This window comes from Helicobacter winghamensis ATCC BAA-430 (genome assembly GCF_028751035.1).
GTDB classification, from domain to species: Bacteria; Campylobacterota; Campylobacteria; order Campylobacterales; family Helicobacteraceae; genus Helicobacter_D; species Helicobacter_D winghamensis.
Genome location: NZ_CP063533.1, coordinates 1,502,996 through 1,526,925, shown reverse-complemented (window position 1 = coordinate 1,526,925; position 23,930 = coordinate 1,502,996). Strand labels below are relative to the sequence as shown.

The following is a 23,930-nucleotide window of genomic DNA, read 5'->3' as shown; positions in this document are numbered from 1 at the left end:
TTTACACAACTTCTATGCGTCCATTGTTTCGGCGGATTTTGCCTTCTAATTCGTATTCAAATAACATTTCGCCAAAGCGTAAAAAGGCTTCCTCAAAAAAGGGATTGCTTTGGCAAAATTCTAAAATTTCATCTCTGGAATCCCTTAAACTCGCCCTTAAATTTGGCGTAATGTTGGAATCTAAAATGCTTGCGCAAAGCTCATTTACAAAAACATCTATATCCCAAATCACCCGTGCTTGATTGTTTTTGGCTAAACTTTGCGTGCCAAGACTCTGTCCTAAATGGTGAGGCGGGACAAAAATCGTTTTACCAAGGCTTAGGGCATATTGTGCGCTTTGCATAGAGCCACTTTTTAAATCCGCTTGGGGGATAATCACGCATTCACCAAGACTTATTACAATTTTATTACGCTCTAAAAAAGAATAGCGGTGTGGGGTGTAAGTGGGGGTAAATTGACTAAGAATCAAGCCTTGTTTGTAGATTTTAGAAATAATAGGCGCGTTGCTTTTGGGATAAATGTAATCTAATGAGCTTGGGGAAATCATAATGGTATTTGGCAGGGCGTTTGCGTGAGCGATAATATCAATGCCTAATGCGCCACCACTTACAATTACAATTCCATATTTGCTGAGTTTTTGCGCTAGAGTTTGGGTGAAGCTTTGAGCATAAGGATTTGGATTGCGCGTGCCAATGATTGTAACTTTAGGTGCTTTTAAAAGCCCTAAATTACCGCAATAATAGAGTGTTTCAAGCTCTTTAATATGTGTGAGTGATGGAGGAATTTGCTTAAGTTGTAAAATCATTCTTCTTTTTGCACAAGATAAATTACAATGGAATCCACAAAGCCATATCTGCGGTAGCCATCGCCCTCTCCATCTCCTTCAAACTGATCTAAAATTGCTTTTGCTTCGTGGTTTTGGAGAAGTTTTATGAGTTCAAAGCTCTTACCATAGCGTTCAAAATAGCGTTTTAGGGTAATCACCCAATTCACTTCAATATTGTGCAAGTTTTTTTCAATTTGTTTTAAATACGCAATTTTTAGCAAAGAGCCGATTTTATCCACCCAATAATTAATCTCTAAATACTCACCAAAAAGCACCATTGCGTGTTTTGCATTGCCACTATACGCATAAGGTTTTGCTTCTTCATAATGGCGCAAGAAGTCTTTTGTGAAGTCCTTAAACTGCTGCATTGAACGCAAGCTCTCAATCTCATCAATTAGAGAATACACTTTTTTAATATCTTTTGCTTCAATGGCAGTTAATAGACTCTCTTTTTGCTGCATTAAAACAATGCGTTCGTTTGCATTACGCTTTAGTGTCGGAAAAACAAGTAGTGTTTCAGCGATTTTCTTTGCTTCATCATAGCGGAAGTTTTTCTCTAGCTCAATTAAATTAGCTAGCATTCTCTCGCCTACAAGCAAAACCTTTTTATACAAATCTGTATCGCGTAAAAAGGAAAATTGAAAGGTTAGACTAAAATATTCTTTAAAATTTTGTTTTTTTATCAAGGCTTCGGCTTTTTCAAAAACATCGCAATTTCGTAAAAGTTGAACAATCAGCTCTTTTTTTGGAGTATTGTTAAAGGGAGCTAGTGTTTGTTCAGCTAGGCGTTTATTAACATTTGCGTTTTCAATTAAGAGTTTTTTTGCATTAAAAAAAGCCTTATTCCAAATATTTTCTAGCTTTTCATATGCTTGAGTTTTCACAAGAAACTTTGTTGTTTGAAGCATTTCATAGGCTTTTGGGTAGTCTTTTTTAGAAATGAGTTCTAAAAAAGTCTTGACACCATCTTTTTGGGCAAGATAAAAGTCAAATTCATTTTTCTTAGAAGGATTAACCACAAAAGGTGCAGTTAGTTCAACAGCTTCTTCAATGCAGTCTTGATTTAGCAAATCAATAGCTTGGTGTAAAATCTCTGGCCATACTTCATCAAAGACTTTTGTTAAAGGGTGAATACTTAAGAAAACATTCTTGTTAATTGCTTCTCTAGCACTTTTGTAATCTTTTCTATCAAGGCTTGCTTTTAGTTCATCTTTGCCTTCATTATAATCAATAATAAGCAAAGATCCATCAATAGAGCCTATATACAAGTGATTATGCGAAAAGGTTAGTGAAGCAATTCCAGCGTGTTCATCTTTGATTTCCATTGCTTTTGTATTGTCTTTTAGCGCGATAACATAAAGCGTATCAGAGCGTGTGCCAACAAGAGCATAATTTTCTTCAGAGTCTATTGCAATACTTGTGGGCCAAAAGGCAAAAGGGTATTCTTGGGAGATTATTTTACCATCTTTTAGGCTAAAAATAATAGATGCATTATTGCGACACACAAGAACGAGCTTTTCATCTTTATCAAAAAATGCAGAATCTTCTACAACATCGCTAGTTACAAAGTTAAAGGCAATTTTGTGGCGGAGCATATCAAACACAAGGGTAAATTTATCAAATCCGCTAATGGCTACAAACTCGCCACTCTTAGAAAAACGAATTGTAGAGATATAATCAGAACGCGCAAGAAGGGAGGCTATGGGCAAAAAGCTTCGTCCATCATAAAAAAATACGCGCCCATCTTGTCCGCCTGTGGCAAAAAAACGCCCATCTTGTGAAAAGGCTGAAGATTCTATATCGCCATCGTGGTCGTCTAAAGTGGCGATAGGTTTAGGCTTAGAGCCATCAAATTCTATGATAAATGCTTTTTTTTCGCCAAAAATTGGAATGCAAAAATATGTTAGAGAGGATATTCCAAAGGCGTGGGAATAGCGGTGTGGGGATTCTGCATTTTTAGTAACCTGAATGCTTTTAGAAACTTTTAAAGAAGAGTTAATTTCCACAATATGAAAAGTATTATCCACGCATAATGTGGTTTCTTTGGATTGCATAATGCTTAAAACGCTACCTTGTAGCTGTTGTGTGGATTTTGGAGTTGTCATACGCGATTTCCCTTATCTCGCAATTTCTAAAAGCTTAAAGCCCCTATTTTAGCATATTTTCTTTAAAGATAGGTATTTATGGTGTGATGATTTCATTAATATAAACAAGTTCTACTCCACTTTTTTGTAAATAATCAGTAGCATTTTTAAGTGTTAGAAGCGTGGCTTTGTGTGGATGCCCAATGGCTATTGCATAACCTTTTTGTTTGGCAATTTGAACCGCTTGTATGAGTTGTTCTGTAATTTTTGGAATATCTAGGACATTATCCAAAAATACATCGCGTTCTAGTGGTTTTTGCTGACAGGGATTAAATGCTATATAAGGGGATTTTGCATAGGCGGAGTTAGTTTTTGTAGTGGCGATGGTTCTAGAGTCAATAAAATTGATATGATGATTGTTTAATGTTTCTAAAAGTAGCGACATAGATTCTAAGTTTTGAGTGAATTTACTTCCTGTGTGGTTATTAATATGGCTTAGGTTTGGGAAATCGTGTTTGATTGCAGCAATGTAGGATTCCATTTTGTCTTTAGAATCGCCAGCAAAGAGCCATTTATGCTCTTTTTGATGAAAATTGAGAGCTTCAAGGGGTAAGTGAATCATATAAAAAGGAGCGATTTTAGCGATTTTTGGAGTGTCGGGATTGACTTTACTTTTGGGGAATAAAGAGGGTGTGAGCTTGAAAGGAATCTCTTTTATGGCTTGATATTGCGCAAAGTTGCTAACATCATCAATAATAATGGCAAGCTGGGGTTTGTTACGCACACAAAAGTTGGAATCTAATTTGGGGCTTGGTGCTAGTAATTCCTGTCTTTGTGACTCTTGTATGGTTTGCTTCGCTTCATGCGGCGTGGTTTTTCTTGGTGTGCTATTTTGATTTAATCCTTGTGGTGAGTTAGGAATTATGGAATCTTTTTTGATTTGTTCTAAATGTTCTTTTAAAAAATTAATATTTTTTTGAATAAGCTCCGCGTTGTTTGTTGCAAGTGTAGCGTTGCTTTGGTGTGCTTTTGGGGAGTCGTGGAGATTTTCAGTATCTTGGAGATTTTGCTGTAAAGTTTTGTTTTGGGGGTTTGAATGTTTAGGGATAAAGTTAAAGGTTAGTAAAATTAACAATAAAGCAATAATGCCTATTGTAAGAGGCTTAACTTTATCCATTTAGATTTATTTTTCTAGCAAAATCTCAACTTCAAGAGTGTTGAAGTTTTGGTTGGAATCAGTTTTAATATCTATTTTTTGAGCTTTTGTGTATTTTTTAATCACTTCTAAAATCTCTTGTTTCATTGCGTCCATATAAGGCACATTAATAGTGCGTTCGTGTGCTAAAATCAGAGTTAATCTGTCCTTTGCTTCTTGAGCGGAGTTTTTTTTGCTTTTGAAAATATCTAAGAAACTCATTGGAACAACCTTGCAAAAAAGCCTTTTTTAGCTTTTAATTCCAAAAATGGCACATCTTCGCCTAAAATGCGTTTTGCAATATTTTGATAGGCTTTAGATGCTAGGGAGTCGCCATAAATTACTGGTTCTCCAGTGTTTGTAGATGAGATGATTTTTTCATCTTCTGGAACGATTCCAATTAGTGGTAATGCTAAAATATTTAGCACATCTTCAACGCCTAGCATTTCTCCTTTCTCCACCATTTCTGGCTTTAGGCGGTTAATGATAATGTGCTTTTGCACTTCTCCGCCATTTTTCGCCTTTTGACTTTTTGCATCAATGATTCCAATCACTCTATCAGCATCACGCACGCTTGAAACTTCTGGTGTAGAAATGATTAATGCTCTATCGGCTAAAAAAATAGAATGTTCAAATCCTCCTTCAATCCCCGCTGGAGAGTCTAAAAGCACAATGTCAAATTCTTCTTTTAATTTGTTGATTAATCCTGCGACTTTATCTGTATCTAGGACATTTTTATCCTTACTTTGACTTGCTGGCAAGAAGTAGAGATTTTTTGTTTTTTTATCATTAATTAAGGCTTGAGAAAGATTGCATTCCCCCTCCATAACATTGACAATATCATAAACAATGCGATTTTCTAAGCCTAAAATCATATCTAAATTGCGCAATCCAATATCAAAATCCACCGCTACAACTTTTTTTCCAAGTTGCGCCAAGCCTACCGCTAGATTTGCAGTAGTTGTTGATTTACCAACACCGCCTTTACCTGAAGTAATTGTTATCACACATCCGCTCAAAATACATACCTTATCATAAAATAAATCCGCAATTATAGCGATTACTTCGCTAAAAAAGCGATAAAAATTATAAATTTTTATCTAAAAATCTAAGGATTTTATGCGGTAGCTTTTGCGATGGATAGGCGATAAGCCGTGTGTTGCAATTGCCTGTATATGCGCTTTTGTGCCATATCCTTTATTGCGCGCGAAGTCATAGTGGGGATAGAGTGCGTGAAACTCTAGCATTTCAGCGTCCTTTGCGCTTTTTGCTAAAATACTTGCTGCGCTGATTGTATGGAGTTTGGAGTCGCCTTTAGTGAGTGTTTTTAAATGCGGAATTTTAAAATTACAATTTCCATCAAAGATATAAAAAGGTGCATAAATTGTGCTTAAGATTTCTTGTAAAGCTTCTTTGATACACGCGCTTAAGCCTTTAGTGTCAATCTCGTTTGCTTCTTTTTTGATGATTTTAAATGTTGCGTAGTCTTTTAGAATGTTTGCTAGTGCATCGCGCTTTTTTTGGCTTAGAGTTTTAGAATCTCTTAAAGAGTTTTTTAAAGACTCTGGGAGTTTTTCTAAAACCACACCGCATACAAAAAGTGATCCTGCTACACAGCCCCTTCCAGCTTCATCAATGCCACAAAATTGCGTATTTGGTGGAATATTTAAAGATTTTAAAATTTTAAAATCAGAAACTATTTTTTTTGACTCTAGCTCTAAAGTTTCAAGCATTATTTTAAGATAATTGCCAATACTTCTTTAAAATCACTTACCGGGCGGATTTTTAACCCATTTTTAACTTCTTGTGGAATTTCCTCTAAATCCCTTTCAAAGTTTTTCTTGGGGATTAATACTTCTTGCATTCCGGATTTATAAGCAGCGATGAGTTTTTCTTGCAAACCTCCAATAGGTAAAACTTTGCCACGCAAAGTCAGCTCTCCTGTCATTGCAACATCACCACGCACTTTTCTATTTGTAAGCAACGATGATAGCGCGCTTGCAATCGCGATTCCGGCACTTGGTCCATCTTTTGGCGTAGCACCTTCTGGGATATGCAAGTGAATATCAAAGCGGTTATAAATCTCGCTCACACTTGGTTGTAGCTTCTCCTCTTTTTCTTTTGGAGTGAGTGGAATTAGCTTGGAATCAACCTTGAGTGTGCCATTATCAATAAGGGATTTCACGTAAGAATAAGCAATTTTGGCACTCTCTTTCATCACATCACCTAGATTTCCAGTGATTTGCAAGCCACCCTTACCCTTAATTTTTAAAGCTTCAATTTTTAGCACATCGCCACCAACGCTTGTCCAGGCAAGCCCATTAATAAGCCCAACTTCTGCATTTTTGCTTGCGTTTTCAAACTCAAAGACAATCTTATCTAAGTAGTTTGGAAGCGTTTTTGGAGTGATAAGAATCTTTTTTTGTGTTTTGGATTCTGTATTTTCTTCTGTATTTTGAAGAATTTGTTTGCTGACTTTGCGTAAAATCTCTGCAATCTTGCGCCTTAGGTTTCTAACTCCAGCTTCTCTTGTGTATTTTTCAATGAGCATTTTAATGGCTGGGAGATTAAAGCTTATTTCACTGCTTTGTAGTCCATGTTTTTTAAGCTCTTGGGGGATTAGATATTTTTTTGCAATTTGTTCTTTTTGATCGGGTGTGTAGCTATTAATATTGATAAATTCCATTCTATCGCGCAAAGGTGCGGGAATTGCGCTAATATCATTTGCAGTGGCTACAAAAATAACTTGACTTAAATCTAAATTGAAATTTGTGTAGTAATCTCTAAATTCTTTGTTTTGTTCAGGATCTAAAATTTCTAAAAGCACAGAGGATGGGTCTCCGCGAAAGGAGTTGCGGATTTTATCAATTTCATCTAGCACAATTACTGGATTCATTTCCTTTGCATCAATTAGTCCTTGCACGATTCTGCCGGGCATTGCACCAATGTATGTGCGGCGGTGTCCGCGCAATTCGCTCACATCTTCTAATCCCCCTAGCGCAATTCTTACTAATTTGCGCTTTAAGGCTGTGGCAATAGAGTTTGCAAGGCTTGTTTTACCAACGCCCGGAGGTCCATAAAAGCAAAGAATCGTGCCTTTAGCTTCCTCTGAAATAAAAGAATCTTTGTTTTTTGAAGAGTTAGTTTGACGCACTTCAAGGAGTTTGCGCACTGCAAAATATTCTAAAATGCGCTCTTTTGGTTTTTCTAAGGCATAGTGATCTTTACTTAGTTGTTTTTCTACTTCGCTAATTTCTAAATTTTTTTTCGCATAAGTTCCAAAAGGAATTTCAAGCACCACTTCTAAATAATTTTGCAAGAGATTTGCGTCTGCGCTATCTTGGTGCATTCTTGAGAGTTTATTGATTTGTTTTTGGATTTCCTTATAAGTATCTTTTGGAATAAATGATTTTAGGGATTCCAGCTTCTGGCGGTATTCTTCAATTTCAGAATCCTTATTAGAATCCCCCCCAAGTTCTTTTTGGATTTGTTTTAATTGTTCTTTTAAGAAATACTCCTTATTGACTTTTTCCATTTGAGAATTAACTTTGTTTTTAATCTCTTTTTGGATTTGCTGGGCGCGGATTTCTTCCATTGTGATTTCAATCAGGCTTAACAATCGCTCCTCAGGATTATCTTCTTTAAAAATCTTATAAGCTTGATCTTTTTTTAAGCGGATCGCGCTTGAGATTAAATCTGCTGCGCGATTAGGATCACTTGTATCATTTATGCTTTTTAGCAAATCTTGAGGGAAATGTTGAGAAATATTATAGAGTGTGTGCAATTTTTCTTTCAGCACTGCTAAAATTGCTTCAATGCGTATGGCATCATAGGGTTGAGAGATAATTGGCATAACACTTGCAATGCGTGGATTTATGGATTCCATTTTTAAAACACTGCCGCGGCTTAAGCCTTGAAAAAGAATCTTAACTCTCCCTTCAGGAAGCGCAACGCGACGCATAATAGTGCCAATTACACCTACATCATAAAAGTCTAATGTATCATTATTGTTAGGCTTTGAAGGAGCGATAAAAATGAGTTTATCTTGACTATTCATTGCTAAATCAATGGCTTTTAGATTGTCTTCATCGCTAATAAATAAAGGAGCAATCATAAAGGGGTATAAAAGCATATCCTCATCAATAATAAGCGGCAAGTCTTTTGGAAACTCTCCATATCGGGTTAATTGCATACTCTCTCCTACCATTCAAAGAGTTTTTGATACCAAGGCGATTTAACATCATCGCGTAAGACATCTTTTAGCCATTGCACTTCTTGCGTTTTCTCTTTGTAATATTCTGCTCCACTGCCTTTTTTCTTGCGTTCATAAAGGCGTGCAATTTCTTCATTAAGTGTGAGATTTGATAACTCTAAGCGTAAAAGCATAGAATCCACCATTGGGCGATAGCGGGAATAAGGGTATTTTTGAGTAAATTCTTTAGCATCTTTAATAGAATCTAAAAGCAATTGTTGATCGCGAAATTGCTTAGAGAAAGCAAAATAATTGGCTTGGAGTTTTAAAAATCTAATAAAGTCGATATTATCTGTGTTTCCAAAGCGTTTTGTAAATTCATCAAAATAAAATCCTGCTAGCATATACTCTTCTTCTTGCATATGTGCGCGCCCTAAAATCAGCATTGCCTCACTTAAAAGCGGTGAGTTTAGATGTTCGCTCTGTAAAGATACAAAATAGCTATCTGCCTTTTCTAAGTCATCATTGCGGATTTCTTTTAACATATTTTGATACCAATAATCTGCTGGTTTATTGATTTCATCAAGGGCCAAACCACTATTTGTTTTGGATGAACAAGCACTAAAGAATAGCGCCAAACAAAGGCTAAAGATGGCAATTTTAATAATCCTGAACACTTTGAAGCTTCCTTAATTAATTTATTTAAAGGGCTAAAACCCAAATTCTTAGAAATTAAAAATCCATTAATAGTCGTAATTATAGCGGATTTGTGGATAATTTTTCTAAAATTTAGATAAATAAAATTGATTTTTTGTTTTAATTGCGATAAAATCACACGCAAGACTTTAATAAACGCCATAATGGCTAAATAACATTAGTAATGGTAGAAGGAATAAGGAATGGAATTTGAAGTAAAATCGCCAATTTTAGGTTTTGAGCAGATTAAAAAAATGAAATTAGAGAGAGTTGCGCAAGATGATGAAACTTTTATGCAACTTAAAAGTTTGCACGATGATGGAATTTCTTTTACTTTGATTAATCCTTATAGTGTTCGCTCAGATTATGAGTTTGAGATTCCAACCCCCATTAAAGAAGCATTGGGAGTGAAAGACTCTACAAATGTTTCTGCACAAGACAATCAAGTTGTAACACTTAATATTGTTTGCATTCAAGAACCTATTCAAAATTCTACCATTAACTTTTTAGCCCCTGTATTATTTAACTTTGAAAATAAAACACTTGCACAAGTTGTGCTAGAAAATCAAAAATACGAAAATTTTGGATTAGCAGAGCCGATTTCTAAATTTTTTGATTTCACACAGCAATAATTCTTTAAATGAAAACCTTAATCCTTGTTGGTTATGGCAAAATGGCAAAAGCCCTAGCAGAGGGCTTAAAAGACACTTATAAAATCTTAGTAACAGGCAGAGATTCTGCAAAAATCCAAAGTTTTTGTAACGCTTTGGGGCTAACTCCGCTTCCTTTAAAAAAAGATTCCATTTTAGAGATTGCAGATGCTGAAGTTTTGCTTTGTGTGAAACCTTACGCACTTACTTCTTTTGGTTTTAAAGGCAAAGCAAAATGTGTGTATTCTATCTTAAATGCAGTGAGTTTAGAGCAGTTAAAGGCAATAATGGAATCGCAATTTTATATTCGCGCAATGCCTAATGTTTGCGCAAGTATAAAGCAGTCTATCACAAGTCTTTGCGGTGATTTAGAGGTTAAAGAAGATGCATTGAGAATTTTTAATGCTATTGGAAAAAGCATTTGGTTGGAAGAGAAGCATTTTTCATTAGCGACTGCACTTGGAGGTTGTGCGCCTGCATTTTTAGCACTTGTTGCAGAATCTCTTATTGATAGTGGAGTAACTTATGGCTTAAGCAGAGAAGATTCCACACAGATTGTGCAAACACTTTTTAGTGGATTTTCTAGCCTTTTGGAGCAAAGCCATCCTGTGCTTTTGAAAGAAAGTGTAATGAGCCCGGGAGGTTCTACTGCACAAGGTGTAGCTATGCTAGAAAAGCATGCTCTTAAAAATGCCTTTTTAGAAGCGGTGCTGGCTTCTAAAAATTTCGCCTAAAACTTAGTTAAGAATTTTAATTTGCAGCATTCTGTCAAAACTCTTGCAATTTTAGGGGGGAGCGGAAGTGGCAAAACTGCTCTTTCTTTAGAGATTGCAAAGAAGTTTTCTTGCTCCATTCTTTCTTTAGATTCTTTAAGTATTTATAAAAAAATCAATATTGCAAGCGCAAAACCCAGCGTAAAAGAGCGTGGAGAAATCACACATTTTGGAATTGATGTGCTATTGCCAAGTCAAGCGCAAAATGTGCAAAACTTCATTGCAGAGTTTAAAAAAGCAAAAGAGTTTTGTAATAAGCACAATCAGCCTTTGTTAATTGTTGGGGGAAGTAGCTTTTATTTAAAAACTTTGTTAAATGGAATCTCTGCTTTGCCCAAGCATAAATCCACCACACAGGAGAAAATTCAAAATTTGGGGGATTTAATCTCGCAATATGCGTTTTTGCAAAAAATAGATTCCAACTTTGCAAACTCTCTTAAGCCCAAAGACTCCTATCGTATTGCGCGTGCATTAGAGATTTATTTTGATACAGATTGTATTCCTAGCGTGTATTTTAGAGAGAATCCGCCAAAGCCAATTTTAAGAGAATGTGAAATTTTTGAGATTGTGCTAGATAGGGAAATTTTAAGAGAAAGGATTGCTTATCGCACTAAAACTATGTTGGAGCAAGGGCTAATTGTTGAAGTTAAAGATTTAATAAAGCATTATGGGCAGGCACATCAATGGGCAAAAAGTATAGGAATTAAAGAAGTTTTAGCCTATCAAAAAGGGCTATTAAGCTTACAAGGGTTAGAAGAACAAATTACAATACATACTGCACAACTTGCAAAGCGACAACGGACTTTTAATAAAACGCAATTTGCGCCCCATTTTTGTGGTGGATATTTAGAGGTTAAAGTAGCCCTAGAGCGTGCGCTTTAATAGCATTAAGATATTTAAAGGAAATCTATGAAAAAAAAATTATTATGGGTAAGCCCTTTTAGTTTGCATGATACAAGCTCAGGTGCTGCAGTGCAATGTAAGACAATGCTAGAGCAGCTTACTAAAAAAGGGATAGAAGTTAAAGTGCTTGGGAGTTTTATCTTTGATTCTCCAAGGGGGGCAACTTATTTTCCAAGACTAGAAGAAGAACTAAAGAATCGTGGGATACAACCCATAATTGTGAAAGATGAAGAAAATAGAATTGAATATCACTATACCATTTGCCAAAGCCGTGCAATAGAAGATTTTACTTATGTGGAATCGTGGAGTTTTTTTCAATATTTTAGCAAACTTTGCAATAGTTTTCGCCCAGATATTGCAATGGGATATGGCGTTGGAACAAGCGGAGTTGCCATTCACGCAGAAGCAAAAAGGCGCGGGATTCCTTTTGTGTATCCTATTTGCAATGCTAATCATCCTTATTATACTTTTGAAGATTGTGATTTGCTTATTACAGAATCACAAGCCACAGCGGAATTGTATGCAGCGCGCGATAGGCTAAATGTGCAAGCAACAGGGATATTTATTAATCAAGATTTGGTTGTTTCTAAAAAGAGAGAACCTAAGTATGTGATAATGGTAAATCCTTGCCCTTCAAAAGGTTTAAGTATTTTTGCAAAACTTGCGCAAATTGCACAAAAAGAATTGCCAGATGTGAAGTTTTTAGCTTTAGATGGACGCGGAAGCTTTGCAGAATCCATAAGTGCGTTGCATTTGCCAAATAGCGAAAAAACACCCTATACGCTAGAAATGTTTCAAAATGTAGATATTGCCTCTAACACAAGTGATATGAAAGAGATTTATAAGCTTGCAAAAGTGCTTATTGCACCATCTTTAGCCTACGAGTCTTGGGGGAGAGTAGTAAGTGAAGCGGTGCTAAATAAGATTCCAGTGATTGTTAGTGCTAATAATGGTGGAGGATTGCAAGAGGCAATGGCGGGAATGGGCTTTGCAGTAAATGTGCCAGAAGAATGCTTAAAGGATCATTTAAGAATCCCCACAGATAAAGAGATTAAAGAATGGCTAGATACGCTTAAAAAGATTCTTAAAAAGGATTTTTCTAAAGAGTTTAAAAAGGCGCAAGTTACCTTAGATATAGAAACTAGCACACAACGCTTATTAGAGATTTTAGAACCAGTTTTTGCTAAAAAAGCAAGTCAGAATCCGCATATAATCCAAAGGGGAATTTTTAGAATGGAGCATAATGGAAGCTTTCGTTAGGCTAAAATCTAAAATAATATCAAGCAAATATAGATTTATTCTAAAAGGATTTGTTTATGGAATCTAAGATTATCATAGCCATTGATATTGGTTTAAAGCGCATTGGAGTTGCAAAAAGTATTCGCGGAATCCCATTGTGTTTAGAGCCAATTTTGCGTAAAAATCGTAATCAAGCAGCAAATGCTGTGCGCACTTTAGTTTTAGAATTGCAAGCTAATGTGTTAGTGGTTGGAATTCCTTTTGTAGATGATGTTAGCAAGGCAAATGATTCTATTTGTGCAATGCAGCGGCGCATTAAGCACTTTGTTGGGCTTTTAGAGTTGGAATCCAAAATTGAAATTGTCTTTTTTGATGAGTCATTTAGCTCCAAAGAAGCCCTAGAAAAGCTTGATGATAAAAAAATGCGCAAAAAAGCACATAGTAAAGATGGTAGTTTAGACTCTCTTGCAGCTCTTGTGATTTTAGAGCGGTATTTAATGTGCCAAAAACAATACTAAGGGTTTGTCATTAAGTAGCAAATTTACCTGTACACCTTGTTTTCCGCTTAGTGTAGAGGCAATTTCATCTTCGCTTTTATAAGCATTTGGCAAGGAGATTCCAATAGAAACATTATGTTCGGATAACACAGCCTTTGAGCGTCCAGCGATAATGTTTGTAAATTCACAAATTACATCTAGCAATTCTTCATCGCTTTGGGATTCTTCGCCTAAAAGCATCATAGAAGCTTCTTTGACGATAGCTTTACTAAAACAAAGTGCGACTAGCCCATTCACATCGCCTTCAAATTCAATCATTGCGCCCATAATATCAGTTTGAGAAGTTTTATTGTATTGTGTAACTTTATAATCCGTGCGTTTTGCGCTTCCGCCAGTAAGTGATGAAAGTGTTTCAATTGCTGCGTTGATAAAAACAGGCAGTTGTGCAACGAGCTGTTTTGTTAAGCCTTTGCGTTTTTGTTCTGTTGTCTGATGGCTTTTAGCTAGTGCTTGGATTTTTGGATTTTTTTTGCATTCTTCAATGCTATTGAAAAATAAAATATGGCTACGCGCACAAAGATTTTGTTTATCGCTATCTAAGTTAGTATTTAAGCCACAAATGGCTATACAAGATTCAAATCGTGCATTATTTAAAGCTAGAGACATTATAAAATCAAGCACTGCTAAATTAAACTCTTTTGTTTCGCTTGCATCAAAAATAAATACCTTGTAGCCCTCTCTAAGTCTAGAATTATGTGCTTGGATATTAAAAAATAGAGTGATATTTTTATCCACTTTTTTATAAAGCGTGTAAGTTACGATTCCATTTGCGATAGTTACAGGGATAAAATTGCTAGTAATATCAAAATAAATATCATAAAGATAAATGGCTTTATCTAAGAGTTGGCGGCGTTTAGCGATAAACTCACTGCTAGTATTAATACAAATCACTTGATAGCCTTTGGAGCTTAACTCTTGAGAAATTAGTGTTTGCATCATATTGTCTTTATCGTAATATACGATGGTTTGATTAAGAGGTAGTGTTTTTAATCCTAGGAGTAAGTTTGCCATATTTTCAGTGCGAAATAATGGCAAGCTTTTATTGGGAAACAAAGCCTTGAGTTTTGGGAATTGTTCATCATTGTAATCTACAAAAGCCACTGCAACACTAACTTTATTTTGCATTGCAAGTAAGGCTCTTGCGATTAGAATCGTTGCGCCTTCATCAAACTCACGCACATTTTCAAAAGAAAAATACACTGCTTTTAGCGCAAGAGAGCGGATTGTTGCGCTATTTGAGATAAGCACTTGGCAAATCTCTTTAGCAGCTTTCATATCTAAATGCACATCAGGTGCATAAATGGCGATATCGTGTTTAATGATTGGACGCATAATAAAAACTTAGTTGCTAGAATTTGTGTAAATTTCTGCTTCTACTCTTCTGTTTTCTTGTCTGCCTTCTTTTGTTGCATTATCAGCAATTGGTTTAGACTCTCCATAGCCTTTTGCTTGTAGGCGTTCTGCTTGCACACCTTCTTCAATGATTGCATCTTTGACAGCATTTGCACGGCGTTCTGATAATTTTTGATTGTATTCATCATTTCCAGTAGAGTCTGTATGCCCGCTAATAATAGCAGTTTGGCTTGGATTTTCTTTCATTGATTGTGCAAAATCTTTAATTTCTGCATTGTATTCTGGTGCTACAACAGAAGAATCAAAGGGGAATTGCACTGAGAAAGTATGGATATGTGAAAGAGTTGGTTGCGCCACTTCTTCTACAATTTCTACCTCTTCTACAACTTCTACTTCTCTTGCGTAAGTTCCAAAAGGAATACTAAAGCCAACCATACCGATAATATCACTGCGCCCATCAAGACTTATAAGATGTCTAAGTTCGGTTTTAAGATGTAAAAATTCTGCTAGAGCATAACGCACACCTACACCATATTGCCCAAATAAGGCACTATCCATACTATTAAATTCATTAGAGATATGCTCATAACCAAAACCACCTAGAATATAAGGAGAAATTTTGCTATCAATGTTAAATTCTTTCACTAAATCTACATAGTAACGACTAACATCTGTTGATTGATTTGGAAAGCTGTAATCTGCATCATCAATGCGCTCATACCCCACTTCTAAAAGCACGCTTGGCATAACACGCGTAGCAAATTTTAATCCATAGCTTAAATCAATATCATCAGCATATCTATTGTTATCAATATGCCAGCTTCCTCCAATTTGCGGAGTAATCTCTACAAGATTATCTGCGGCAAACACAGCAGAGCTAAGCACTAAAGAAAGTGCAATTGCCTTTTTCATAATTCAATCCTTTTGTTTTTAAGATAATTGTGTATTTTATCTAATAAATAATTTAGATAAAATTAGATTCTATAAATTCTTTATAATTCTTTATTTAAAGTTTTGTAAATGCCTATTTTGCAAGGTTTTATTATGAGAGATTTTGAAACAATCGCAAAAAAACTTGTTACATTTATCCAAGATGAGGTTACAAAGCGTGGATTTAACGCTGTTGTTTTTGGATTAAGTGGGGGAATTGATTCTGCGGTGGTAGCTAGGCTTTGTCAGCTTGCATTTAAGAAAACGCATAAAGCCTTAATGCTTCCCTCTAATCAATCCAGTAAAGAAAGCTTGCAAGATGCACTAGAGCTTTGTCAAAAGTTTGGAATCGCTTATGAGATTTTAAGCATTAAAGAGCCACAAAGTGCATTTTTACAGACTTTACCAAACATTGCACAATCCCAAATTCGTTTAGGTAATCTTAGTGCAAGATTAAGAATGATTTGTTTGTATGATTATGCCTTTGCAAAAAACGCCCTTGTTGTTGGCACAAGCAATAAATCAGAAATTTTGTTAGGTTATGGAACGATTTTTGGGGATTTAGCTTGTGCGATTAATCCCATTGGCAACCTTTATAAAACAGAAATTTATGAACTAGCAAAGGTGTTAGGCATTCCACAAAGTATTTTGCAAAAGCCACCAAGTGCGGATTTGTATGCAGGACAGAGCGATGAAAAGGAGCTAGGATTTTCTTATGCAATCTTAGATAGAATTATGCTACTATTGCACGAAGAAAAGGACGATGCAGTAATCTTAAAGGAAGGCTTGCCAAAAGAAGCATTACAACTAGTTAAAGAGAGAATGCAACGCTTTGCATTTAAGCAAGAAATGCCAAAGATTGCACAAATTTAGTAAGGAAAGAGTATGCGAAAGATTCCCTATTTTATCCCCGATATCACTAAAGCAGAAAAAGATGCTATTAATGGTGTTTTAGAAAATCCTAGTTATGATATTGTAAGTGAGCTTGAAGAGGAGTTTAGAAAGTTTATTGGTGTTGAGTATGCCATAGCCACTCTTAGTGGGACAACAGCTTTTCATCTGTGCTTATTTGCTATGGATATTAAACGGGGAGATAAGATTATTTGTTCTGTAAATTGCCATCCTATGTTTCCAGAGATTATCCGCCATTTTGATGCAGAGCCTATTTTTGTAGATATTGAAGAAGATACTTTTTTTATGTCTTTTGAAAAATGCAAAGCAACGATTGAAAAAATTGGCGTTAAAAAACTTCGCGCAATTATTATTAGCCATACAGCTGGGCAGGCTATGGATATAGAGCCATTTTTTGAGCTTGCACAAGCGCATAATATTAAAATCATTGAAGATGCGACAATGGCTTTAGGGCTTACGCATAATGGCGTAAAAATAGGGGCTAAAAAGAGTTTTGCAAGCATTTTTAGCATTGTTTTAGACGCATTTAATCCAGTAGCGCAAACAGGGGTTTTAACTACGCACAATAAAGAGCTTGCAGAAGCGGCAGTGTTATTGCGTTACCACGGAATCGTGAGCGAAAAAACAACTTCCACGCGCCCGCAGTATTTATACGATGTGGTGGGTATTGGCAATAAATATAATGTGAGTTATTTAGATGTTGCTTTGTGTCTTAGCCAGCTTAGGCGCATTGATTATATTATCCAAAGGCGACAGGAGATTGCAAAATATTATCGTGAGAATTTAGAGAATGTGCCACATATTTCACTGCCTGTTGTCAAAAGTGAGCATACCTTTTTGCATTTTATTATTAAAGTAGATAAAAATCGCGATCATTTTGCAAGAGAGCTTAAAGAATGTGGAATCGAAACCGCTTTGCATTTTGTGCCAAACCACTTACTAACCTATTATAAAAGTAAATACAAATACAAAATTAGTGATTTTCCTGTTGCGCTTAGGAATTATCAGCAAATTTTGAGTTTGCCAATTTATAGTGCGATGCAGCAAGCAGATATGGATTATGTTTGCAAACAAGTGTTAAGTCTTGCTAGTGTGCGCGTATAAGGGAATAAATGCGTAAAATTGAGCGATATTTCTATGCTCCAAGTGGAGCGCAAAAGCTTCTAGCTTTTGTGTTATTGCCTTTTAGTTTTATCTATTGTGTTATTGCAACGCTAAAGCGCAAATTTGCGCGTTTTAAAGATTTTGAGATTCCTATTATTAGTGTGGGAAATTTGGTATTAGGAGGCAGTGGAAAATCGCCTTTTATCATAGAAGTTGCTAAAGATTATGCCGATGTATGCGTGGTTTTGCGTGGATATGGGCGCAAGGCTAAGGGATTAAAAATTGTGAGCTTAAAGGGGGTGATACAAGAGAGCGTAGAAAATGCAGGTGATGAAGCAATAATGCTAGCAAAAGCTCTGCCAAATGCAAGTGTGATTGTGAGTGAAAAGCGTGAAATTGGAATCCAAAAAGCTAAAGAAATAGGGGCTAAAATCGTGTTTTTAGATGACGGATTCCGCTTTAATTTTAAGAAATTAAATATCCTTTTGCAGCCCAAATTAGAGCCATATTTTAGCTTTTGTATTCCAAGTGGTGGATATAGAGAACACAAAAGCGCATATAAGCAAGCTGATATTGTGGCAAAAGAAGGTGTAGATTATGAAAGAAAAGTGGAGCTAATTAATGGCACGCCCAGAATGCTTTTGCTAACAGCTATTGCAAATCCTGCGCGTTTAGATGAATATTTGCCAAATGTTGTAGGGAAAATCACGCTAAAAGATCATTCTTTTTTTAATAAGGAAAGTATTTTAAAGACTTATGAAGAGCTTGGTGCAACTTCCTTACTCGTTACACAAAAAGATGCGCCAAAGCTGGAAGATTTTGGTGTGCCTTTATCGCTTTTGCAACTGCGTTTAAAGGTAAATCCTATAATTATAAAGCACATTAAAGATTATATTGCAAGATTTAAGAAATTTTAATTTTTGTATCAAACTTCTTAAAAAATACAATTAGCAGACATTATTATTTTAAAAATCAATAAAACTTTCTTAATATTTTTATTATCTGTTACCAAATGTAACTTCTAAATTAAATTTATAAAACATACCTAATCTTTTTATAAAACTTAATAAATCCCTATAATATGGAATTAATCTTTATATTTTTCTTTACATAATAAAAATGATTTTTATTTCATTTAAAAAATAGTAACAATATCACTTAAATTTTAAAAGGATTTATTATAAAATGGTAAGGTTTAAAATCAAAATCACACTTCAAACAAAGGAGAAAAATAATGGAAAAAACATTGAATAATCATTCTAATATGATTGATATTCCTGCGGGGGGGGGGGCATTTAAGAGATATTTAAATCCATTTACTAGCAAGGCAATTTATTATAGTGTTCTTGCAACTTCACTTTCTACTTTTATTTTTCACTCACCAGCTTATGCGGAATCTCTTGAAATTGACAATAACTTTACTCCAAGTAATAAATATGAAAATAAAAATTTTGATAAAGTTGATTTTCAAAACAAAGAATTAAAAGAAAAAAGCGTTACAATTAATTTTGCAGGGAATAACACAATAAAAGAGCTTACTTCAGCAGTTTTGTTTGAAAATTTAAAGGCGCAATTTGGGGTTGATGTATCTGGCAATAACTATGAAAATACCCGAGAGAAATGGTTGAAATACTTTGAAGATAATGGTTATGCTAATAAGGCAGAAGATTTTTTTAATGATATTCCCAAACTCTCCATTAAAGGCGACAATGGTTCTACTATAAACATTGACTCAATCAATAATAAAGGCAGTATGTCTATTAAAGCTGATACATTAAATGTTGCAGGAGATATAAAAACAAGTAATGGTTATCTTGATATTTATTTTAACAAAGGGACATTAGGGGCAAAAGGGCATACGATAGGGTTTGAGAAAACGGATTTGGTGATTGATAGTATTTATGCTAGGGAACATTTATCAATCACTACAAATGGTGGAACGATTGCTTCAGATATAAGTGATGAAAATGCGCCTAGCAGAATCCAAATAAGTGTAAATAATGGGGGAGAAATCTCAGGTAATATATGGGCTAAAGATAGTAATGCTGGAGTAGCAGACGCAGTATTAGGAATTTATGGAGATATGGATTATCATGATAATTACATATTGAATTTGCACCAGACTGCTCTTGGCATAACTGGTCCTGCTATTTACTTAAATTATAATTCAAAAATGACTGGTGATTTAAGCGTGGGGAAAAGCAAGTATGCTACATTATCAATGGAAAGAAAATCATTGATGACTGGCAAGATAACCTTAGAGGAATCAGACGAGAGAGGTGGGGGAGGTAGAATCTATCTTGCATTAGGTGATTCTGAAATTACAAGTGATATTAAAGTTGGTAAGAACTCAAAAGCTGAGATTGACGCTAGAGAATCTTCAATAGTTTCTGGTGAGATTACAGCCAAAGGTGAAGGAGCTAGTATTGAAATTTCGAGCTATAAACATTATTATACTACTTCACCTGTAACGACTAGCCGCGTAGCTGGTCAAATTACTGCTAGTGATAAAGCATACATAAGAATACACGGACACAAAGAAAATTCTTTAGCAATTGAAAAAGGTATTATTAATAATGGGGGAACGATTGAGATAGTAAATTTTGATGATAAATGGTTATTGCAAAACATAAATGGTATTAACTTTAAAAAAGCTTATGAGAATTCTGGCTATCACTTTAAAAACACCAATGGTGGAACAATAGCAATAGATGGTTGGGATTTTAAAACAAATGGAAGAGTTATTATAGACACAAATGGTGATAATAAAAATCTTGAAAATGTAGCATTTGGAGTGTTTGAATATCCCAGCGATCCTAATGCTCTTCCAGGAGATTCTGAAGAATGCAGACTTAATCCTAATCTATATGGATGCAAACCTATCTTACTGCTTCCTGATAAAATGAATAGAACAATCACCCTCTTTGGCGATGATAAAATCTTCGCTAAAGGCTCTTATGTCCAATACCTTGTTTTAACCCCTGAAGAAGAAAAGGATCTTAAAGATGGAAAAATCAGTATCTATGATAAAGACGGCAGACATAATGTAGCAGGACATTTTATTGAAGGGGGAGCAGGAGCTAATGGAGAAAGTAACTTTGCAACCTTACTCCATGAAGGAAAAGTCATTAAACTTAGTGTTGGTGGTGGAGATACTATTGCACCTGTTGTTCAAGCAGATGGTTTAATTGGTGAATTAAAAGTTAATGATGATACTCCCGGCTCCACTATTGGTTCTAATCAAATTAATGCACTAAATACTAATATGACACAAACCTTTAACACCCTTAAAGAAATCTCTACTAAAACTTTTAGAACAGAGCATACTAATCTCTCAAGCTATAATACTCTAAAAGAACAAGTAGCTTATGCTCTTTATAATCATTCTAAAAATGCTTCAAAGAATAATTCTTTAGATAACAATCCTACAAACAAGAATCTTTCTAGTAATAATTTAAAAAATCATACCAATAATAATCTCTTGAGTTATAATGCAAAGAATTCTTTAAATGATAATATAAATCTATTGGATAATACTAGTAACCCAGGTAATACAAATATTGCTAGTAATGTAAGTAATATAAATGCTTTGACAAATCCTGCAAGCAACACTTCAGGGAATAACACTTTAAGCAATGTTTCAAATAACACTAACTTAGAAGCTTATGCCACAGATGAACAAATTACTACTTATGCTACTTATGCACAAGCTGGTGCATCTGATGCTTTACTCTATGATGAAATCAATAAAGGCTATACAGATTTAGATCTCTTAAGAGCCTTAGATGATATTTTTATTAAGCAAAATAAAAAAGAAAGTGATCTTTATACTTATGCAGTGCCTTATTATAATTACATTAAAGATAAATCTTTAGGATTAGGCACCACAAAAACAAATAGTTATGGATTGCTAGCTGGAGGACAATTAAATTCTAATTATGGAGTTTATGGCTTTTATATTAATTTAGAAAACTCTAAGAGAGAAAACAACACAACAAGCACAGATACAGATAGCACAAGTTATTTAGCAGGATTAACTTATTACAATGCCTTCCATAGATTTTCTAATAAAGAACTCTATGTTAGTCTTAATACAATGCTAGGAACTACAAAGAGTGATGTCTCTATGATAGATAGTGATTCTTATAAAGATGATTTTGACTTTGATTCATTAAATTATGGAGCAGAACTAAGAGCTGGAGTTAATATTTATAATGTCTTAACTAATAGTTATTGGACACCAGAGTTAGGTTTAATCTATACAGGAATGGCAGTAGATTCTTATGAGATTAAACATACAAAGCTTACAGAATATTATGATAAAACAACAATTAATCTCTTAGAAGGGGTTGCAGGATTAAGATTCCATCACGCTTATAATCAAACTACACGCTTTAATGCAGCACTAGGAGCTAAGTTTAGACTCTATGATGATGCAAAAAGTCAAATGAAAATTGCAGGAGAGACATTAGCAAATCCTTTGTTTGCTACAAGAGATATTAAACTTCCAGATACTTCTTATTATGTGCAATTTGGTCTTGTTAAACTTCTAGGAGATAATGTAGAGTTAAGTCTAAACTATCAAGGAAACTTTGCAAAAGATATTCAAGGACATACTGCCTTTGCTAGAATTGGATATTGGTGGTAAGGAGAGAAAATGCAAAGAATAATACTAACTTTACAACAAGAGAAACAAATAAAACAAAACAAAAGTCTAAGCTATCAAATACAGCAGGCTTTACAACAAAATAAACAAAGCAAACAACAAATAAAACAAGTTAAACAAATCAACAAACAAAACAAAAAGACTTCCTATGAAGTCTTTAAAACAACACTAACTTCTTTTTTAGGATTATGTTTATTAGGAAGTTTAAATCTTGCACAAGCAAAAGACAATTTTAATCCTAGTAAAGAATATAAACAAAATTGTTCTATCTGTCATGGAGCAAATGGATTAAAAGCTCCACCTGGAGGTAGAGAAACACAACTTATTGGTGCAATGCTAAAAGATTATGTGTATCAAAGACTTATTGATTATGCAAGTGATAAAGGAGGAACACCGGGAAATAACTTTATTATGTTTGCAGTAATGGATGAATACCAATACACTAAAGAAGAAATCAAACAACTAGCAGAGTATATTACAGATTTAGGGCATAAGGAGATGGAGTAGGGGATAGCACCAAAAAGGTGCTATTGGAATTTAAATTAATAAATATCTTTTAAAGTGAATTCTAAGCGTTCAAAACCTAAATCAATTTCTTCTTTTGTGATAGTAAGGCTTGGTAAAAAGCGTGCTGTGTTTTTGCCGCTTTTTAACACTAAAACTCCATTGTTAAAACTAGATTCCAAAAATGCACTTAAAGTTTCTGCATCTCTTACTCTAAGCCCACGCATAAGCCCTAAGCCAACTTCTTGTGTGAAAATCGCGCTATGGTTTTTTTGTAAATCTTGGAGTTTTTTTGAAAAATACGCGATTGTTTTATCAAGCTCTCCACTTGCCTTAAGCGCGCTTAAAATCTCTAGCACTTCTAAGGCAGCAGCAGTGGATAGGAAGTTTCCGCCAAAAGTGCTTCCGTGATCACTTGGTGAGAAAATATCCTTTAGGCTTGTTAGCACTGCACCGATTGGAACGCCCCCTGCAAGCCCTTTTGCTGTGGTAATAACATCAGGTGTGATTCCATATGCTTGGGAGGCAAAAAGCTCTCCGCTTCTGTAAATCCCAGTTTGCACTTCATCAACCATTAAGAGAATGTTTTTTTCTTTTAAAAGTTTTGCTAAATCTTGCACTTCTTGCTTGTTAAAAGGTGTGATTCCCCCTTCGCCTTGAACAAGCTCTAAAAGCACAGCACAAGTTACATTGCTAATTTTGTTTGGAATATCGTTTAAATCTTTTGCATATACAAAGCCATCAGGAAAAGGACCAAAGTAATTGTGCATTTTATCTTGCCCAGTGGCTTTTAGTGTGCTAATGGTGCGTCCGTGAAAAGAAGAATCTAAAGTGATGATTTGATAGCGTTTTAGCTCGCCATTGACTTCGCCAAACTTTCTAGCAATCTTTAATGCTCCTTCATTGGCTTCTGCACCAGAGTTTGCAAAAAATACGCGCATATCATATCCGCTTAATTCCACAAGCTTTTTTGCAAGTTTTGCTTGTGGTTCTATAAGATAGAGATTAGAAGTGTGAATTAGGTTTTGTGCTTGTTTATAAAGCGCGTCTGCTAGGCGTTTATTGCCGTGTCCCACACTGCACACAGCAATCCCAGAGCCAAAGTCAATATAATCCTTACCCATTTCATCAAATAAACGCGCGCCACTTCCACGCACAAAATGCACATAATTGCGTGCATAAGTGTGTAGAACATAATCTAAATCCATTTGTTTTAGGGTTTGTGCATTCATAAAAAGCCTTGTAAAGAAATTTGGAGCATTTTACCAGCTTAAAGTTTTAGTGAGACTTATAAAAACTTTAAAGTTTTAATATAAATTTTTCAAGGATTTTACATAAAAGCGTTA

General features: G+C 35.0%; 21 protein-coding genes. 10 read left to right on the top strand and 11 right to left on the bottom strand.

Features of this window, described 5'->3' with window-relative positions:
* Position 1 precedes the first annotated feature (1 nt).
* From IP358_RS07815 to IP358_RS07780, 8 genes are all read right to left on the bottom strand, one after another.
* Entirely contained in the window at positions 2–805 is an 804-nt protein-coding gene (locus tag IP358_RS07815) for a DNA-processing protein DprA (protein WP_006802986.1), read from the bottom strand.
* The gene (locus IP358_RS07810; RefSeq protein WP_006802987.1) at positions 802–2,931 is read right to left on the bottom strand and encodes a WD40 repeat domain-containing protein; all 2,130 of its coding nucleotides are present in this window, start codon (positions 2,929–2,931) and stop codon (positions 802–804) included. Before IP358_RS07810 ends, IP358_RS07815 begins: the two co-directional genes overlap by 4 nt.
* A gap of 76 nt (positions 2,932–3,007) precedes the next feature.
* A complete protein-coding gene (locus tag IP358_RS07805) occupies positions 3,008–4,087 on the bottom strand; it encodes a divergent polysaccharide deacetylase family protein (protein WP_006802988.1) in 1,080 nt (359 codons plus the stop codon).
* Positions 4,088–4,093: 6 nt separating this feature from the next.
* Positions 4,094–4,327 (bottom strand): cell division topological specificity factor MinE, encoded by a 234-nt coding sequence (gene minE, locus IP358_RS07800; protein ID WP_006802989.1) that lies wholly within the window; start codon positions 4,325–4,327, stop codon positions 4,094–4,096.
* Positions 4,324–5,124 carry a septum site-determining protein MinD gene (minD, locus tag IP358_RS07795; protein ID WP_006802990.1) on the bottom strand — a complete coding sequence of 267 codons (801 nt, stop codon included), beginning with the start codon at positions 5,122–5,124 and terminating at the stop codon, positions 4,324–4,326. Before minD ends, minE begins: the two co-directional genes overlap by 4 nt.
* An 81-nt stretch (positions 5,125–5,205) precedes the next feature.
* A complete protein-coding gene (locus IP358_RS07790) occupies positions 5,206–5,838 on the bottom strand; it encodes a ribonuclease HII (protein ID WP_083781400.1) in 633 nt (210 codons plus the stop codon).
* Positions 5,838–8,297, bottom strand: a complete 2,460-nt coding sequence (gene lon, locus IP358_RS07785) for an endopeptidase La (protein ID WP_006802992.1) — start codon at positions 8,295–8,297, stop codon at positions 5,838–5,840. Before lon ends, IP358_RS07790 begins: the two co-directional genes overlap by 1 nt.
* 8 nt (positions 8,298–8,305) lie before the next feature.
* On the bottom strand, positions 8,306–8,974 hold the full coding sequence (locus IP358_RS07780; protein WP_006802993.1) for an outer membrane protein assembly factor BamD: 669 nt from the start codon (positions 8,972–8,974) through the stop codon (positions 8,306–8,308).
* A gap of 222 nt (positions 8,975–9,196) precedes the next feature.
* On the opposite strand from IP358_RS07780, the gene fliW reads away from it, so the two are divergent.
* From fliW to ruvX, 5 genes are read left to right on the top strand one after another with little or no spacing between them, the layout of a single operon-like run.
* The gene (gene fliW, locus IP358_RS07775) at positions 9,197–9,625 is read left to right on the top strand and encodes a flagellar assembly protein FliW (protein WP_006802994.1); all 429 of its coding nucleotides are present in this window, start codon (positions 9,197–9,199) and stop codon (positions 9,623–9,625) included.
* Positions 9,626–9,633: 8 nt separating this feature from the next.
* Positions 9,634–10,377 carry a pyrroline-5-carboxylate reductase gene (locus tag IP358_RS07770; RefSeq protein WP_006802995.1) on the top strand — a complete coding sequence of 248 codons (744 nt, stop codon included), beginning with the start codon at positions 9,634–9,636 and terminating at the stop codon, positions 10,375–10,377.
* A 21-nt stretch (positions 10,378–10,398) separates the two neighbouring features.
* Positions 10,399–11,298 (top strand): tRNA (adenosine(37)-N6)-dimethylallyltransferase MiaA, encoded by a 900-nt coding sequence (gene miaA / locus IP358_RS07765; RefSeq protein ID WP_006802996.1) that lies wholly within the window; start codon positions 10,399–10,401, stop codon positions 11,296–11,298.
* A gap of 27 nt (positions 11,299–11,325) precedes the next feature.
* Complete coding sequence (locus tag IP358_RS07760; RefSeq protein WP_006802997.1) at positions 11,326–12,579, top strand: glycosyltransferase; 1,254 nt, start codon at positions 11,326–11,328, stop codon at positions 12,577–12,579.
* Positions 12,580–12,635: 56 nt separating this feature from the next.
* Positions 12,636–13,076: a Holliday junction resolvase RuvX gene (gene ruvX / locus IP358_RS07755; protein ID WP_006802998.1), complete on the top strand. Its 441-nt coding sequence runs from the start codon at positions 12,636–12,638 to the stop codon at positions 13,074–13,076.
* Here ruvX and IP358_RS07750 read toward each other — a convergent pair.
* Both IP358_RS07750 and IP358_RS07745 read right to left on the bottom strand, forming a co-directional pair.
* Positions 13,053–14,447, bottom strand: a complete 1,395-nt coding sequence (locus tag IP358_RS07750) for a chemotaxis protein CheX (protein WP_006802999.1) — start codon at positions 14,445–14,447, stop codon at positions 13,053–13,055. The two genes, ruvX and IP358_RS07750, sit on opposite strands and share 24 nt — an antisense overlap.
* Positions 14,448–14,456: 9 nt before the next feature.
* A complete protein-coding gene (locus tag IP358_RS07745; RefSeq protein ID WP_006803000.1) occupies positions 14,457–15,380 on the bottom strand; it encodes an OmpA family protein in 924 nt (307 codons plus the stop codon).
* 132 nt (positions 15,381–15,512) lie between these two features.
* On the opposite strand from IP358_RS07745, the gene IP358_RS07740 reads away from it, so the two are divergent.
* The 5 genes from IP358_RS07740 to IP358_RS07720 all read left to right on the top strand — a co-directional run bounded on the left by IP358_RS07740 (position 15,513) and on the right by IP358_RS07720 (position 22,587).
* Positions 15,513–16,271, top strand: coding sequence for an NAD+ synthase (locus tag IP358_RS07740; RefSeq protein ID WP_040498792.1), 759 nt, complete (start codon positions 15,513–15,515; stop codon positions 16,269–16,271).
* A gap of 12 nt (positions 16,272–16,283) precedes the next feature.
* Complete coding sequence (locus tag IP358_RS07735) at positions 16,284–17,414, top strand: DegT/DnrJ/EryC1/StrS family aminotransferase (RefSeq protein WP_006803002.1); 1,131 nt, start codon at positions 16,284–16,286, stop codon at positions 17,412–17,414.
* Between the two features lie 8 nt (positions 17,415–17,422).
* Positions 17,423–18,331, top strand: a complete 909-nt coding sequence (locus IP358_RS07730) for a tetraacyldisaccharide 4'-kinase (protein WP_006803003.1) — start codon at positions 17,423–17,425, stop codon at positions 18,329–18,331.
* A 317-nt stretch (positions 18,332–18,648) separates the two neighbouring features.
* The gene (locus IP358_RS07725) at positions 18,649–22,062 is read left to right on the top strand and encodes an autotransporter outer membrane beta-barrel domain-containing protein (protein ID WP_370525615.1); all 3,414 of its coding nucleotides are present in this window, start codon (positions 18,649–18,651) and stop codon (positions 22,060–22,062) included.
* A 9-nt stretch (positions 22,063–22,071) separates the two neighbouring features.
* Positions 22,072–22,587, top strand: coding sequence for a c-type cytochrome (locus tag IP358_RS07720; protein WP_040498942.1), 516 nt, complete (start codon positions 22,072–22,074; stop codon positions 22,585–22,587).
* 35 nt (positions 22,588–22,622) lie between these two features.
* Here IP358_RS07720 and IP358_RS07715 read toward each other — a convergent pair whose 3' ends face one another.
* Complete coding sequence (locus tag IP358_RS07715) at positions 22,623–23,816, bottom strand: aspartate aminotransferase family protein (protein ID WP_101313261.1); 1,194 nt, start codon at positions 23,814–23,816, stop codon at positions 22,623–22,625.
* Between the last annotated feature and the right edge of the window lie 114 nt (positions 23,817–23,930).

Coding starts and splice junctions, on each gene's coding strand:
- IP358_RS07815 (WP_006802986.1), bottom strand. CDS start 805: ATGATTTTACAACTTAAGCAAATTCCTCCATCACTCACACATATTAAA.
- IP358_RS07810 (WP_006802987.1), bottom strand. CDS start 2,931: ATGACAACTCCAAAATCCACACAACAGCTACAAGGTAGCGTTTTAAGC.
- IP358_RS07805 (WP_006802988.1), bottom strand. CDS start 4,087: ATGGATAAAGTTAAGCCTCTTACAATAGGCATTATTGCTTTATTGTTA.
- minE (WP_006802989.1), bottom strand. CDS start 4,327: ATGAGTTTCTTAGATATTTTCAAAAGCAAAAAAAACTCCGCTCAAGAA.
- IP358_RS07790 (WP_083781400.1), bottom strand. CDS start 5,838: ATGCTTGAAACTTTAGAGCTAGAGTCAAAAAAAATAGTTTCTGATTTT.
- lon (WP_006802992.1), bottom strand. CDS start 8,297: ATGCAATTAACCCGATATGGAGAGTTTCCAAAAGACTTGCCGCTTATT.
- fliW (WP_006802994.1), top strand. CDS start 9,197: ATGGAATTTGAAGTAAAATCGCCAATTTTAGGTTTTGAGCAGATTAAA.
- IP358_RS07770 (WP_006802995.1), top strand. CDS start 9,634: ATGAAAACCTTAATCCTTGTTGGTTATGGCAAAATGGCAAAAGCCCTA.
- IP358_RS07760 (WP_006802997.1), top strand. CDS start 11,326: ATGAAAAAAAAATTATTATGGGTAAGCCCTTTTAGTTTGCATGATACA.
- ruvX (WP_006802998.1), top strand. CDS start 12,636: ATGGAATCTAAGATTATCATAGCCATTGATATTGGTTTAAAGCGCATT.
- IP358_RS07750 (WP_006802999.1), bottom strand. CDS start 14,447: ATGCGTCCAATCATTAAACACGATATCGCCATTTATGCACCTGATGTG.
- IP358_RS07745 (WP_006803000.1), bottom strand. CDS start 15,380: ATGAAAAAGGCAATTGCACTTTCTTTAGTGCTTAGCTCTGCTGTGTTT.
- IP358_RS07740 (WP_040498792.1), top strand. CDS start 15,513: ATGAGAGATTTTGAAACAATCGCAAAAAAACTTGTTACATTTATCCAA.
- IP358_RS07735 (WP_006803002.1), top strand. CDS start 16,284: ATGCGAAAGATTCCCTATTTTATCCCCGATATCACTAAAGCAGAAAAA.
- IP358_RS07730 (WP_006803003.1), top strand. CDS start 17,423: ATGCGTAAAATTGAGCGATATTTCTATGCTCCAAGTGGAGCGCAAAAG.
- IP358_RS07725 (WP_370525615.1), top strand. CDS start 18,649: ATGGAAAAAACATTGAATAATCATTCTAATATGATTGATATTCCTGCG.
- IP358_RS07720 (WP_040498942.1), top strand. CDS start 22,072: ATGCAAAGAATAATACTAACTTTACAACAAGAGAAACAAATAAAACAA.
- IP358_RS07715 (WP_101313261.1), bottom strand. CDS start 23,816: ATGAATGCACAAACCCTAAAACAAATGGATTTAGATTATGTTCTACAC.